The organism is Enterococcus sp. DIV0421 (assembly GCF_051713745.1).
In the GTDB taxonomy this organism is placed as follows: Bacteria; Bacillota; Bacilli; order Lactobacillales; family Enterococcaceae; genus Enterococcus_D; species Enterococcus_D casseliflavus.
Window position 1 is genome coordinate 81,096 of record NZ_JBIOQM010000002.1, and the last position, 14,903, is coordinate 95,998.

Consider the following 14,903-nt stretch of genomic DNA (forward strand, 5'->3'; position numbering starts at 1 on the left):
AAGGAAGGTGTTTCTATGAAAAAAAGAAAAATAGTAATTGTTTTGTTTGCAGCGTTACTCAGTGGCTGTGGAGTCATTGCGAATGACAAACAGACGAGCAACGACAACGTACCCCTTAACACTCAAATTAATACGCCTCAGAATCAAACGGAAGATAGTCAAAGTGGGAATAATGATCAAGATACTGCGGATCAAACAGATGAAGAAAAGACAAATGCAGAACTGGATCAAGCCGACAAAACGGGAACACTCGTTAGTATAGATGGTGAGCGCTTTGAAATGGAATTGACGAATACGTCCCAAATTAAAGGAGAAGACGGTGAAGTCTATGATATGGCAGAATCCTCTGAAGAAAAATTTTCCTTTGTGATTACTACTGAGACTGAAATAAAAGTGATTATTTATGATGCACAATCTCAGAATTCTCGAATAGTGGAAGGATCTCGTGCTGATTTACAACTTGAAAGATCTGCAAATATATATGGCCAACAAGTTGGTGATACCTTTATCGCGACCAAAGTAATTGTCATGCAGATTAACTAGATATAAGTACAGATAATTTGCTAATATAATCGAAATCGCTAACCGGGAACGTAAAATATACTTCTAAAACTACTTATAGATATATTTAAAAATTAACACGCGTAAAGGGGATGCTTGAGTTTGGAAAACACTACTCTACTGTATTGGGATTTTTCTGTGTCAAAAATAGTAAATCTTATTTCAAAAATCTTTATTATAAAAATCTAATGGCTGAAGTATCAAGAAGTACGGAATTGATTATATGCCAAAAACAAAAGTTTAAAATGTACTATGTGTTACACAATTTCATATGAATGTTGGTTATCAAACAAACTAAACTATATTTGTGATAGCGATTGTTGCATTTTCCCCTGTACATTCTTTTCTAATAAAGAAAAATATTGACGAAAGATATGGATAAAGAAGTTGAATAAATCTGATCAATGTAAAGGAGCACGTAGAAAAAAACATGTCTATATTCACTACGCGAAAGGATTATTAAAAGGAGTCACTCAAGTATCTAAAGGAACCAAAAGAGACACAAAAAACTAGAAGTCTACATGGTAACACAAGTTCAGCGATTGGATACTTTATTGGAAGACCTAACGCGAGAAACCTTTTGGTAGCGGTGGCCTGAAAACTTAAAAACTGATGTTAAATTGTCCCTAGTCAAAGAATTAGTCCATTTTGAGAACTTTTCTAGTAAAGAGGTCGTTCGCATAGCTGAAACAGATTATCGCACATATTTCAAGGAGTTATGCGGGTATGATTTGAGCATGGAGAGCAAACACTTGATGATCTTCAATGATGCCTCCGCTATTAATTGATATATCTTTTCTTAGCGAAAAGAAAAAAGGGTTGTTAAGTTAGCTATACCGTTTATGCATGTCGAATAATTTACTGTAGGGTCAGAAACTTAAAAAGTTTCTGATCACTTTGAAGAACTGTTACACACATTATTATTTATAGAAATTTATTAGGTAAATATTTTCAGTTTATTCATTAGTTCCTTCAGTTTTATCGCATCCCAAGGTAAATATTCTGCTATAGTCAAACCAACGATTTCATTATTCTCAAACAAGTTCGTTAAAATGGATGTAACGACCGATATAGACATATTTCCTGCGCCAGATGGAAAGTTGTCTTTCCCAGGTTCCGCAAAATAGACCGATCTGAATAAAGTAGGATCTAAAACATCTAGGTCAAAGTGGATTGCAATTTTTTTGAACTTATTTTGGTTGATCCATTCCTGAATTTCAGGATAATTCAGATGCTTATCTTGTTGGATCGTATAATTGATTTTTAAATCAGCTAATATATCCTTTTCATCAAAGCTAGGTTCTTGCAAGCCTACGTACAGAATAGAATCTGAGGATAGTGGGTTTTCTACTATTTGTGAAAGTTCGGGATCCCCCATACCTAATAGATTGCCTAGAACCATTGCATGTTCATTGTGAAATATTGTAGGATTTGATATATCTGGATGCGCATCAATCCAGATGACTCCTAATTCATCTTTATACTTACCTTTCAGATAATCAAAAGGAGCCTGAGATACTAAACAAGATCCTCCTAATGTAATGATTTTTTCAGGTTGCTCTTCTTCGAGAACTCTCTTTGAGATTTGAACATTCTCTTTCACTACTTTTTGCGCGACTACACCATTTTCTTTCAATAAATTTGTAGTATCAGGATGCGCAATTGGAAGCCTAACTTCCTTTTGATTGTTATTTTGGGGGGCTAACCACGATAAAAGTTCTGCGCCGAAATAATATTCTGGTTTATTTCCAGCTTGCCAATCAGCAGCCAGTAGTCTCAATGTTTTCGTCATAAATATTTTCTCCTTTATGTTAAGATACTATTAGGATAAACTCTAACGTAACTAGAGAGTCAAGGGAGAGGTGTATGTTTGGAATATTTATCGATTGGAAAAATTTCAAAACTGAGTAATATCTCTATTCGAACTTTAAGGTATTATGATCAAATTAACCTATTTAAGCCAGAATATATTAACAAAGAAAACAACTATAGGTACTATTCTGTTCGACAATTATTCTATTTAGAGATAATCAAGTATTTGAGAAAATTAAACATGTCTATTGATGATATTAAAAATGCAATGTCTTTGTCACCTGAATATTTCTGTTCGTTTTTGAAAAAACAAGAAAAAGAAATACAAAGTCAAATGAATGAGTTGGGCCATATAAAAGGGTTGATTGAAAATCAAAGGAAGGAACTTAGTTTCCAAAACGTACTACTAAGTAAACCTGAGGGAAAGGTGTATCGAAGAACAATTGAAAATAGAACAATAATAAAATATATGTGCAATGAAAAAATTACTCCTTTGACTCAACCAGATCTTTATTTTTCAGAGCTTTATTCTCTACTTAGAAGGAACAATTTGATTCCAAAATCATATCAGTATAATTGCTCATATGTTCTAGGAGACTATTCTTCACTAGATGAAATAGAATACAGCTCTCTTTTTATCAATGTTTATCCGATAAAAAATTTCAACCTATACGCGATGACAGACGAATTAGTTGGGGGAGAATACTTATGTGTGAAATTTAGCTGGAATTTGGAGAACTATTTGAAGAGTTATCTTACTCTTAAAGAAGCATATGAAAGTCTTGGTTACAAAGGAAACCCAATGGTCTATGAGGTTTCTATGGCGAATCATTTTAATAGTTCAGATGAAGAGAATTTTGTTACGGAACTTCAAATACAAATATTAAAGAGTATTTAGAGAATGTATTTTCTAGATAGTCTGTTTTGTAAGACAAATTTGATCGTCTTACTAATTACTCAGCTAAAAATCATTTTTATAAGTATTAGGACAATTATTTGATGGGTCAGAAACTTAAGAGTTTATGAGCTCTCTTTGATTGCTATATATTATAAAATCGTTCAAGATTGGATATTATTGGACACTTTTTCTATGCTAAATTAACCTATAGTAAGAGCAATAACTATGCTATTAATTCCTTTTTACTTAGAAATTATGAGTAAACAACTTGACCTTATATAGATGGTTGTCTATATTATATATAGACAACCATCTATATAAGGAGGATCGAAAGAATGAATTATGAATCTCTTTCATTAGTATTAAAATCTCTAGCGGATCCAAATCGTATGAAAATAGTAGATGTGCTTTCTTGCGGTAGTTTGTGTGCATGTGATTTACTTGAATATTTTGATTTTACGCAGCCTACACTTTCTCATCATATGAAAGTACTTGAAAAAGCGGGTGTCGTTTGTGTAAATAAAAAAGGGCAATGGCACCATTATTCATTGAGGGAAGAATTTGTTGTAGAATTTATGGAATCTATTCAACAATTACTTGTAAATAATGAAGACAACTGTGTATGCAAAGTAAAAGAAGGATCTAAGTAGGAGGAAAGTAAAAATGAAATCAAAAGGTAAAGCTGAAGGGTTAGACTTTTTTGAAAAGTATTTAACTCTATGGGTAATCTTGTGTATGATAATCGGAGTATTGATTGGACAGTTTGCTCCAGCTATTCCTGATACATTAAGTCAATTTGAGTATTTTCAGGTCTCAATTCCAACGGCTATTTTGATATGGTTGATGATTTATCCTATGATGTTAAAAATTGATTTTACCAGTATTGTTCGTGCTGCTAAAAAACCTAAGGGATTAGTTATCACGTGCGTTACTAATTGGCTTATTAAACCGTTTACGATGTATGGCATTTCAGCACTCTTTTTTTATGTGATTTTCCAACAATTGATTCCAATAGAACTAGCAAAAGAATACGTCGCTGGTGCAGTTATTCTAGGAGCAGCACCATGTACAGCGATGGTTTTTGTGTGGAGCTACCTAACAAAAGGTGACTCTGCCTATACTTTGGTTCAAGTCGCAATCAACGATTTAATTATCCTAGTATTATTTGCACCTATTGTTGCTTTTTTGCTAGGCGTTGATAATGTAAGTGTCCCTTTAGCCACTTTATTACTGTCAACTGTTCTATTTGTAGTTGTTCCACTGTTTTTAGGCTTCATTACTCGAGTGTTGATCATAAAAAAAAGAGGTTTAATCTATTTTGAAAATGTCTTCTTGAAGAAATTTGATTCAGTGACGATTATTGGTTTATTACTAACTCTGATCATTATTTTCTCCTTCCAAGGTGAAAGAATTATTTCCAATCCATTGCATATTTTATTGATTGCAATTCCTTTAACGATTCAAACGATTTTAATATTTACAATTGCTTATAGTTGGTCAAGATTTTGGAAGTTGCCACATAATATTGCTTCTCCAGCTGGAATGATAGGAGCAAGTAACTTTTTTGAGTTGGCAGTAGCGGTATCAATATCACTTTTTGGATTACAGTCGGGAGCAACTTTAGCAACAGTCGTAGGCGTACTTGTGGAAGTGCCAGTTATGTTACTTTTAGTTAAGGTTTCTAATAAAACAAAAGACTGGTTCATAAATCCGGAATCTTTGAGTGAAATCAAGAACGTATAAAGGATAGGTGTGGAGAAATGAAAATCATCATTGTTGGATCTGTCGCTGCTGGAACAAGTGTCGCTGCAAAAGCAAGAAGAAATACGGAAGATGCAGAGATTGTTTTGTATGATAAAGATATGGATGTGTCTTACGCAGTTTGTGGGATTCCATATGCAGTGGGGGGAGAAGTGGAAAACTTTGATGAACTGACGCCTCGTAATGCTGAATGGTTTAAAAAAAGGTACGACGTAGATATTCATACCTCTCATGAAATAACTCAGGTTGACTATGATAAAAAATTGGTGCACGGAATCAATCTAATTACAAAAAAATCATTTACCAATAATTTTGATGTTTTAGTGTTGGCCACAGGATCGGTTTATAATACCCCAGAAATATTTGTTAATAGACATTTTGAGAATGTTTTTCAGGTGAAAAACATTTCGAGTGGGAAAAGTATCAAGAAGTTTGTAGATGAAAACGAGCCAAAAAAAGCAGTTGTCATTGGTGCTGGATATATTGGTTTAGAAATGGCCGAGCAGTTGCAGAGACTAGGTCTTGAGGTCTCGTTACTTCAACGAAGTAAATATCCCATGTCCCATTTAGACTGGGACATGTCTTCAAGAATCATTAATGAAATGAAAAGGAAAAACATTGCCTTTTTCCCTGAAGAAACCGTCAGAAAAGTTAACGGTGATGGTAGTCTAAAGTCTATTGAAACGGCTAAAGGAACTATCTTTTCGGCAGATATTTTTGTATTAGCTACCGGAGTAAAGCCGAACACCGCATTAGCAAAATCCATGGGAATTAAATTAGGAATTACCGGAGCTATAGAAGTAAACGATAAGTTAGAAACCAATTTTCCAAATGTTTATGCTGTAGGTGATGTTGCAGAAAGTTTTGATCGCATAACTAGGCGACCAATTTATCGACCTTTAGCTTCAACAGCCAATAAAATGGGAAGGATCGCAGGAGATGTTATTACAGGTGGCAATCTACGACACAAGGGAATCTTAGGAACTGGTATTTTACGATTCTTTGATTTAACAATTGCTCAAACTGGTCTCACAGAAAAAGATGCTTTAGCAAATAATATAGCTATTACTACTTTATATAATATTAAACCTAATAAGCCGGACTATATGAATGGTAAAGAAATGGTGATCAAAGCAATCGCAAATAAAGAAAATGGGAAGATACTTGGGGCTCAAATCATAGGTTATGATGGGGTAGATAAGCGGATCGATGTGCTTGCTACTGCTATTTCATTTGGCGCAGCTGCTGAAGATTTATTTCACTTGGATTTAGCATATGCTCCACCTTTTTCTACAACAAAAGATCCCATTCATTATACTGGGATGGCTTTGAACAACGATATAAATAATGATACCCCGTTAATGACCCCTATAGAGCTATTGAGAAGAATTGATAGCGGCGAAAAATTACAAATTATTGATACCAGATCAAGAAAACAGTTTGAAACTTCGAAAGTTGAGGGAGCAATTCACATACCTTTAGCTGAGTTAAGAGATCGATATGAGGAATTGGATAAAGAATGTGTGACCGTAACTTATTGTAATAAAGGCGTTACTGGAAATGCAGCACAAAATATTTTACTGAACAAAGGATTTAAACAAGTTTATAATTTATCCGGAGGAAATAAAAACTATCAAGAAGTTAGTGAAACGATACAAAAATCATGATAGAATTCTAAATATTGGAATAATTAGGAAGAAATTTATTTTGAGGTTTGATGTAACATTTGTATTTTTTTCAAGCTTCATTTTTTTATATATTATGTACCACTAGAGGTGAAATTGAAGATGGTAGATTTAACTAAAATTGAATACCGAGTTTTGATTTCATTATATGAATGCGAGGGAGGGATAACAAAACGGAACTTTGTAAAAAAATACCCAGAATTTAAGCTGAATACAGCTTATTTAGTTATTGATCGGCTAGTAGACAAAGGGTACTTAGAAATGAATTACTCAAAAAAAACTAAATTATTAGAAAAATTGTTTAGTCCAATCAAATCAATAACTGACTTCTATTCTGATATGTTTGGTATTTGCGCTGTTGATCGTACGGTGAAAAAAGTAATACGTGAACTAACTGATTATAGTCAAACAAGTTTTATTCTAGATAAAATAAGAGAAGCAAAAAGATATGCAAAATAAATTTATATAGTTGGAATGAAAAGGTAAAATCTCATACTTATAATCTTGGTATACAGTAAAAAAGAAATGGAGAAATGTCTATGGGACTTTTACATTTGCTTTATGTAATATTGTATTCAATTATAGTAATTAGCTTACTTATTTCCTATGATTTATTTGTAAAAAATTTTAAGAAACTCCATTTACGATATTCTTTTAAAATAATTATTGGTTTAATATTATTTGTATCGCAAATGTATTTTATCATAACTTTTTCTATAAATAATGTGGGGTATGTTTATTATGAATATACATTACCTTTATTTATCTTATACTTTAACTCATTCAAAATGAAAAATTATTTTCTTTTATTGGCGTTAATGGTGGTGTTTATCGGACTATCAGTAATAAGTATTATTGATATCAAGACATTACTTAGTATTCTAGTTCTAAGTATACTGGCATTCACTTCTAGTTTCGTAATTAAAAAAGCTTTTATAAATATAAAATACAGATACCGTTTTATATATTTTTTGTTTTAATTACTCTAATGATGGCTGGATTGAATTCTATGCTCTTTTTTGAATATAAACTTACTTTTGGGGAATATCTATCTTTGTTTATAGGGTCTATAATTATTTGTATTTCTTGGCAATACTATCTAAGTACTCAAAAACAATTCTTAAAAGATATAAATAGAAAACTTATTGAGAGAAACTACGATGAATTGACGAAAGTTAAAAATCTTAGAAGCTTAAATGAAGACGTAGATATTATGACAGATGTTGAAAAGGAAAAGCTTATTTTTGTTATGATGGATTTAGATCATTTTAAAAGAATTAATGATCACTATGGACACATTACAGGAAATCGTGCTTTAATATTCTTTTCAAAAAAAATAACAACTTTTCTTAGTGAAGCACACCAAGATCAAGTAGAGGTTTATAGATATGGAGGCGAAGAGTTTTTAGTTATTTTCAAAGATAGTACATTAAAGTCTGTTCAAAAGACTATATTAAGATTTCAGGCATTCTTATTAAAAAATAAGTTGAGTATTGGAGGGGAAAGAAAGATTACTCTTTATTTTTCTGCTGGCATTTCTAAGTATGATTCTTCTTTAGATGTATATGAACTCATCAATCAGGCTGATCAAGCGCTGTATGCTGCAAAAAAAAGAGGTAGAAACACAGTTGTTGTTTATTCTTGATTTATTATGCAATTAAACATGATTTTGGCTTGATCAAGATCTCTTGGACGGTTAATTTAAAATAGTATTGTTTAACAAGGGCATTTTACTTGCTATATATAAATAATTGTTCTAAAATTTTCTAGTGTGTCTCATTAAAAGAGTAGCGGGGAAAGCAGATTGGGGAAGTCTTCTTTTTATATGTTGCTTTTATATTTATAGGTGAGTAAATCTACTGTAATGATAATATATTTATCATTTTTCAGAAGGTTTCATCAAAGGACGCAAAGAGAAAGTTCTATTTTTCTCTTTGCGTCCTTTTCTAAACTATTTATTGGAAAGTAAAGATCTAATAAACTGAAACCGGTCATTGATATAACAAATCATGCACATAACTTAATATTTCTCATGCTATTGGAGGGCTTATGGAAGAAAATAAATACATCGAGATTGTTAAAGTGTTCTCAAAACTTGGGTTCTTTGCTTTTGGTGGACCAGCTGCTCATATCGCTATGATGGAAGAAGAAGTCGTGGATAAAAGGCAATGGATGTCTAAGCAAGAGTTTCTAGATTTATTAGGATTTACTAACTTGATTCCTGGTCCAAACTCTACAGAGATGGCAATTATATTAGGTCATCGGCGTGCTGGAAAATGGGGATTATTTTTAGCAGGTATTTCATTTATTTTACCAGCAATGGTCATTGTAATGATTATAGGGCACTTTTATAAATTATATGGAGACCTTCCTAGAGTTCAAACAATTCTGGAGTATATAAAGCCTGTCATTGTAGCAATTATTGTAGCAGCTCTAATAAAGCTTTTTAAAACAGCTATAAAAGATATGTCTACATTTATTGTTTTTTGCCTGTCTCTGCTTTTGGTTGTTTTTGGTGCTTCGGAACTCACTGTGTTAATAGTTGCCGCAATACTCTTACTATTAATAAAAAAAGATTGGAATTTTAAAAATTATGTCATAGAGCCATTTAGTCTCTCAATTTTATTTTTAACTTTCCTGAAAATAGGTTTACTTTTATATGGTAGTGGCTATGTATTACTTGCGTTTATCCAATCAGAATTTGTTGATAAGTTACAAGTATTGACCCAAGTTCAAATGATAGATGCCATATCTGTAGGCGAATTTACTCCTGGGCCTGTATTTACTACAGCAACTTTTATTGGATATTTACTTTTCGATATCCCAGGTGCTTTGGTAGCTACAGTAGGGATTTTTTTACCATCGTTTCTACTGGTTCTTATATTAGCACCACTATTTTCCAAGCTTAAACAATCCAATACATTTTCCAAAATGTTAATTGGTATAAATGCGGCAGCATTAGCATTGATGGCTAATGTTACCATCCAATTAGGGCAAAATATCTTTGTTGAATGGTATTTCATTTTAATTTTTTTTATTAGTCTATTAGGTATTCTTAAATACAAAATTAACTCTGCATTCTTCATCTTAGGGGGAATTCTATTAGGTCTATTTTTATGATTTAGATTAGATGATCTATTGATAAGAGTTTTGCATAAGAATGTTAGGGTATTTATGTACAAAAACAATAGAATTTTTTGTGGGTAAGGGGTAACATACTATTGTAAAGATATCTGATGTTGAATTGAAATTTATTTGATTACGTAATATGTATTTTTAAATAGCAGAAGTGGTTAGTTAATCTCTCTTTTCGCTGAGTTTTTTATTAAGGGAAGGACGTGATTTTCCTGAAAGTTGAGAAAGAAGAATTTAAACGAGTTATTAATGACGCGTCTCACTTAGAATATAATTATATTCATCGGGATTTAGAAAAGATTACTGATTCTAACTTGAAGGACGAAGAAGTAGAGTATTTGATTGTAAATCAAATACATCACAGACTTTTAAAAAGTTCACACAGATCGTTATTTGGAAATAAAATAATAATAAAAAGTATTGATGAAAAAGATTACAAGTTATTAAGATATTATGTGGAAGCATTATCGGAAAACCACTATAGAATAAAATAATATTCCTTAAAGTCTTAGGTTTCGAAAAGTTAATTATTACTTATGTGAATGGTTTTTTAATAATTGATTGCTTGATAAAAAATGATTATGAATTCTACAATATTGATTTTAACGGATCAGAATTTATAGGATTTTGCCCTATTTTAAAATCGAGCTGAAGCTGGATCTAAGAATAGGAGACAATAAATAGATGTACTGCTTTATTAACATAAAAAAAGCAATTTTTAATCTGTGATGATTGGCTTGCTAGTTTGTGATATTTTTTAGTTAAAAGTTACTTGCATTTGCTATGTCTAACTGTAGGTAATACCATTTTGGAGGGATGATATGGAAGAAAGTGAGAGTTTTGAACAGCACTGGCTATTGTCATCTAGTATCCAACGTGTAAAATATCTGAAACTTCTTTCCGCCTATCCAAAAACTACTTGGACGGAGGAGGAAAAGAAGGTATTTCTCTGGTTGTGTCAGATGGATATCGATACACTTGAAACAATGGAGATCATTTTTAGCAAATTAGCGCACAAAAAATGAATAAGACAGCTACTCATTCTTACAAGTAGCTGCCTTTAATATGAAAAGAGCTTGGCCATTAGAGAGTTTCACTCCTTATGCTAGTTTTTCTAATTCATGTACTGCATTTTCGATTGTAGTACCGGTTGCCACTTTGGTTTCATCGTTTTTAGAAAAAACAATAAACAAGTTTAAGTTAGTGTCCAAAGTAACACGATAATCAATTGTTTTGTTAGTGAATGTCATAATACATTCTCCTCTCTCAAATAGTGACGAAAGGTAACGATAACGTTCATAGCGAAATTCTATATAGATAGTATAGCACATAAAAAATAAAACAGTGTATAGTGAGTGATAAGTTTATAAAAAAATAATATTTTTATGTAAAGTTGCAACTAAAGATTTTGTGTGGTATACTACTTGTAGTGATAAACTTTGAAACGTATTAAGAGTGCTATACAGAAATTTATACTCTCCTTTTGCTTATCAAACAATTATTGCAACAAAACGCATTCGTAATGATGCACAAGGAGGAAATAGTATGAATAAAGGTACAGTAAAGTGGTTTAATGCAGACAAAGGTTTTGGTTTTATAACCGGAGAGAATGGTCAAGATGTCTTTGCTCATTTTTCTGCGATTCAAGCAGATGGATTCAAGTCTCTCGATGAAGGGCAAGCAGTCACTTTTGATACTGAAGAAGGTCAACGTGGTATGCAAGCCGTTAATATCTACAAAGCTTAAACGATTTTTTCAACCGTCTCAAATGCTTGAGACGGTTTTTTAAATACTCAAAAAGGGGAGATTATTATGGGTTTTGGACAATGGAAACCAATGCAACCATCCATCGAAGGAGTGGCTTTTAAAAAAAATCAACAAGTCACATTTAGATTTAGGAAAAAACAAGTCATTGGAACAATTGTAAAGTTGTTAAATAATTCAGCAGTCGTCACCTTATCAATCGCCAAAGTGACAGATACTTCTGAAAAAACAGTGATCAATTATAAAAAATTAATGGCGATTTGAATCAAGTCTCATTTATTAGCGAAGCTACCTATGTAACGATCTTAAACTTTGGATAGCTGAACGTGGAAGCTCTTATTTTTAAGGGCTTTTTTAGCTGTGCTGCAAGAACAGATGCAATAGAAGAGGTTTATCCTATTTTTATGACAAAATTACTGAGTCTTTTTTCTGTTCTATATAAAAGGGGCAGTATAATATATTCTGTCGGTATTTTGGTTTGTTGGGGGACAAAATGTATTATGTAAAATCAAATCTAGAATACTATGACGTGAATTATACAGAGTATTCAGAAAATTCCTGGCTTCTAAGCACTCTTTTTAAATACCACAATTGGCGTGTATCAATTTAAATCTGTATCAATAAACGTGTAAATAAGTCCTTGTTCATTTATAAATTAGGGTTATAAGTATTAGAACAAATATTGGCTGGTGTCAGAAACTTAAAAGTTACTGACCCCTTTTTTAGTGCAGAAAAATCGACATTAAGTTATGAATTTTTTTGTCTAAGTAGATAATCAAAATCAAACAATTTTACGAAGAGTAGAGGAAACTAACTAGAGAGAAATTTATAGCAAATACATAAGTCCTATTAAAAGATGAAAATAATAAATTAAAGCTTAGAGGCATGGATTGAAAGGACATAAGACTTCCAAACTATGTTTCGTAAAGAGAATTTCTTAGATAATTCAATTATGGAGAATTTCTTTAGCCTATTAAAGTATAAAATTTATGACGGAAGAGATTCTCATTGATGTGAGAAATTGATATCTAACTTGATTACTACAATTACAATCATATGGAGGGAAACTAAGCTGTCAGAGTCCGGTATAATATAGATAAGATGTATTAAAAGCTTCCTCAAATCATCAATAAAAGCATACAAAAATGGAGTGGATTTCTCCACTCCGAAAAAGTTAAACTTTTTACAATCGTATAAATTTTCTTTAGGAAAAATATTAAGTGATATGATTCTTAGGATTTTCTTCAACAATATTAGATGACAAAGAGCCTAATTGTTAAGTTGTCAATATTTTTACATCCTAATTATATTGTTAATGTCTTAATTTTGATAAAAATGAATTGTTTCGTCTTTGTTTAAAAAATCCTGGGCTGTCTCAACTATGTCCTAAGAGAATACGAATGACTTACTTTTATTATTGTTTGGGGAAGATACGTGCAATAATGCATCAATTGCGTAGTAAACTCATTCTTTTTTAATTGTAAGAAGTCGATTTAAATTAGATTTGCATTCTCTAATAGCTCTTCTATATAACTTCCTCTAATCTTCTTCAACGCTTCTTTTTCAATAAGGTGATCAATTAAAGGCATATTCACTTCATTTAGTCCTTTTTGATCATTTAGATAGTAAAGGGTTTCTAAAATAGTCCTGACATCAAAAGAGGAGGCAAATACTTCTGGAACACCACGATCAATCTCTAACAATGTATAAACGGCTTCCATAGCTGTTCTAACCGAATACTCTGTTGTAAAAACAGTATCCCGATCCGTTTCTGCAAAATTACCTATAAAGGCTAAATTTTGTGAACCTTTTGGTACAACTAACGGACGATCTCCCACAGCTCTTGGCATAAAGTAAGAAGTGATATATGGCATATGGCTTGGTATCGTATTCGCAGAATTTGTAGCAATATCATGAATTTCAGAGATTGGAACACCAATATGATATAGCCATTCTTCGCATAATTCAATACCTGTACATTCTGTAATTTTTTTCTTCACAAAATCGCCTTTTTTGTCAGAAAATAGACCGTAGACCCAAACAACTGTTTCATTTGGATTTTGAGCTTTATAAACAGGTTGTCGACTAATAGAATAGCCATAAAACCAGCTTGAATCTTTGATTGTAACAGGTCCACTTGTTACAATTGATCCACTACGAGGATCTTTTTTACTAATATTTTCAATATACGGTAATACACGATCATCTTTTAATGTAATTGTTCCTGAAATCACCCAGTTTTCTTTTGGAATGTTATCACAAAATTTTTCTGGTTTACCAAAGTCTGAATCTTGTCTGGCTAAAGCTTTCCATAATGCCCAAGAAGCTCCTAGTTCGTGATTGGTATCAGCAGGCTTGTGGTTGCTTCCGTACGTAGTACTTTCTGTAATAGAACCGTTCGTTACAAAGATCAGGTCATTCTCTGTCAAAGAGATGTTTTTTTCAATTCCATCGACCACTAACTCTAATGAAGTGGCAATTTTTTTGTCTTCATCTTTTTTTACAATTACGTTTTTAACCGCTGTGTTATATTGGAAATGAACATGATGTTCTTCTAAATAATGAATCAGTGGTTTTACCAATGATTCATATTGATTATACTTAGTAAATCTTAATGATGACATATCAGCCAATGCTCCTACGTGGTGTACAAACCTTAATAAATATCGCCGCATTTCCATCGCTGAAGCCCAAGGCTCAAAAGCAAACATTGATGCCCAATATAACCAAAAATTTGATTCAAAAAACTCTGGACTAAATATGTCATTTATCTTTGTATCATTCAATTCTTCCTCTGTCATTAAAACTAAGGATAAAATTTCTCTAATATCTTGTTTGGACAGTTTAAGTTGTCCATCTGTAGCCATTCTTGTTCCATTATTTTCAATTATACGAGCATGAGAGAAACTTGGATCTTCTTTTGCTAGCCAGAAAAATTCATCTAAAACTGTAGCATTTTTGGTATCTAAAGAAGGGATTGAACGGAATAAATCCCACAATGTTTCGAAATGTTCTTCCATTTCTCGACCACCACGCATAACAAAACCATTTTCGGGTTGTAGTGTGGCATCGAGGCTCCCACCGGGTAAGGATAACTCTTCTAAAATATGAATATTCTTACCTGGCATCTGTCCATCACGAATCAAAAATACAGCAGCTGCTAACGATGCTAAACCAGATCCGATTAAATATGCTGATTTATCTTCAACACCTTTTGGTTTCTTAGGATGTGCAAATGCATGATAGTTCCCATTAGAATAATACATATTAACTTCCTCCTTAATCAA

General features: G+C 32.2%; 14 protein-coding genes and 1 pseudogene. 12 read left to right on the forward strand and 3 right to left on the reverse strand.

The features are described 5' to 3' along the window. The first annotated feature begins 15 nt into the window (after window positions 1–15). Window positions 16–543, forward strand: a complete 528-nt coding sequence (locus IGI96_RS11515) for a hypothetical protein (RefSeq protein ID WP_086339252.1) — start codon at window positions 16–18, stop codon at window positions 541–543. 623 nt (window positions 544–1,166) lie between these two features. Continuing rightward, window positions 1,167–1,349 (forward strand): annotated as a pseudogene (locus tag IGI96_RS11520) (DUF7006 family protein); the annotation flags it as partial. A 149-nt stretch (window positions 1,350–1,498) separates the two neighbouring features. Here the strand turns inward: IGI96_RS11520 and IGI96_RS11525 are convergent. Next, entirely contained in the window at window positions 1,499–2,353 is an 855-nt protein-coding gene (locus IGI96_RS11525) for an arginase family protein (protein WP_086339253.1), read from the reverse strand. A 78-nt stretch (window positions 2,354–2,431) separates the two neighbouring features. Between IGI96_RS11525 and IGI96_RS11530 the strand changes: the two genes are divergently transcribed. From IGI96_RS11530 to IGI96_RS11565, 8 genes are all read left to right on the forward strand, one after another. After that, window positions 2,432–3,271: a MerR family transcriptional regulator gene (locus IGI96_RS11530; protein ID WP_142967847.1), complete on the forward strand. Its 840-nt coding sequence runs from the start codon at window positions 2,432–2,434 to the stop codon at window positions 3,269–3,271. 335 nt (window positions 3,272–3,606) lie between these two features. Further along, the gene (locus tag IGI96_RS11535) at window positions 3,607–3,921 is read left to right on the forward strand and encodes an ArsR/SmtB family transcription factor (protein ID WP_142967846.1); all 315 of its coding nucleotides are present in this window, start codon (window positions 3,607–3,609) and stop codon (window positions 3,919–3,921) included. A gap of 13 nt (window positions 3,922–3,934) precedes the next feature. Beyond that, window positions 3,935–5,014 (forward strand): ACR3 family arsenite efflux transporter, encoded by a 1,080-nt coding sequence (gene arsB, locus IGI96_RS11540; protein WP_142967845.1) that lies wholly within the window; start codon window positions 3,935–3,937, stop codon window positions 5,012–5,014. 17 nt (window positions 5,015–5,031) lie between these two features. Next, a complete protein-coding gene (locus IGI96_RS11545; RefSeq protein ID WP_142967844.1) occupies window positions 5,032–6,699 on the forward strand; it encodes an FAD-dependent oxidoreductase in 1,668 nt (555 codons plus the stop codon). 120 nt (window positions 6,700–6,819) lie between these two features. Then, complete coding sequence (locus tag IGI96_RS11550; RefSeq protein WP_260668128.1) at window positions 6,820–7,176, forward strand: hypothetical protein; 357 nt, start codon at window positions 6,820–6,822, stop codon at window positions 7,174–7,176. Between the two features lie 550 nt (window positions 7,177–7,726). After that, window positions 7,727–8,362, forward strand: a complete 636-nt coding sequence (locus IGI96_RS11555) for a GGDEF domain-containing protein (protein WP_438785167.1) — start codon at window positions 7,727–7,729, stop codon at window positions 8,360–8,362. A 404-nt stretch (window positions 8,363–8,766) separates the two neighbouring features. Then, window positions 8,767–9,837, forward strand: a complete 1,071-nt coding sequence (locus IGI96_RS11560) for a chromate transporter (protein WP_438785168.1) — start codon at window positions 8,767–8,769, stop codon at window positions 9,835–9,837. Window positions 9,838–10,673: 836 nt separating this feature from the next. Continuing rightward, window positions 10,674–10,877: a hypothetical protein gene (locus tag IGI96_RS11565; RefSeq protein ID WP_005225249.1), complete on the forward strand. Its 204-nt coding sequence runs from the start codon at window positions 10,674–10,676 to the stop codon at window positions 10,875–10,877. A 75-nt stretch (window positions 10,878–10,952) separates the two neighbouring features. Here IGI96_RS11565 and IGI96_RS11570 read toward each other — a convergent pair whose 3' ends face one another. After that, window positions 10,953–11,102 (reverse strand): hypothetical protein, encoded by a 150-nt coding sequence (locus IGI96_RS11570; RefSeq protein WP_005237684.1) that lies wholly within the window; start codon window positions 11,100–11,102, stop codon window positions 10,953–10,955. A 295-nt stretch (window positions 11,103–11,397) separates the two neighbouring features. Here IGI96_RS11570 and IGI96_RS11575 point away from each other — a divergent pair, with 295 nt between their 5' ends. Together IGI96_RS11575 and IGI96_RS11580 are read left to right on the forward strand one after the other, a co-directional pair. Next, complete coding sequence (locus IGI96_RS11575) at window positions 11,398–11,598, forward strand: cold-shock protein (protein WP_005225251.1); 201 nt, start codon at window positions 11,398–11,400, stop codon at window positions 11,596–11,598. 66 nt (window positions 11,599–11,664) lie between these two features. Beyond that, window positions 11,665–11,880 (forward strand): hypothetical protein, encoded by a 216-nt coding sequence (locus IGI96_RS11580; protein ID WP_005225252.1) that lies wholly within the window; start codon window positions 11,665–11,667, stop codon window positions 11,878–11,880. A gap of 1,229 nt (window positions 11,881–13,109) precedes the next feature. Here the strand turns inward: IGI96_RS11580 and IGI96_RS11585 are convergent. After that, a complete protein-coding gene (locus IGI96_RS11585; protein ID WP_086339255.1) occupies window positions 13,110–14,882 on the reverse strand; it encodes an oleate hydratase in 1,773 nt (590 codons plus the stop codon). Between the last annotated feature and the right edge of the window lie 21 nt (window positions 14,883–14,903).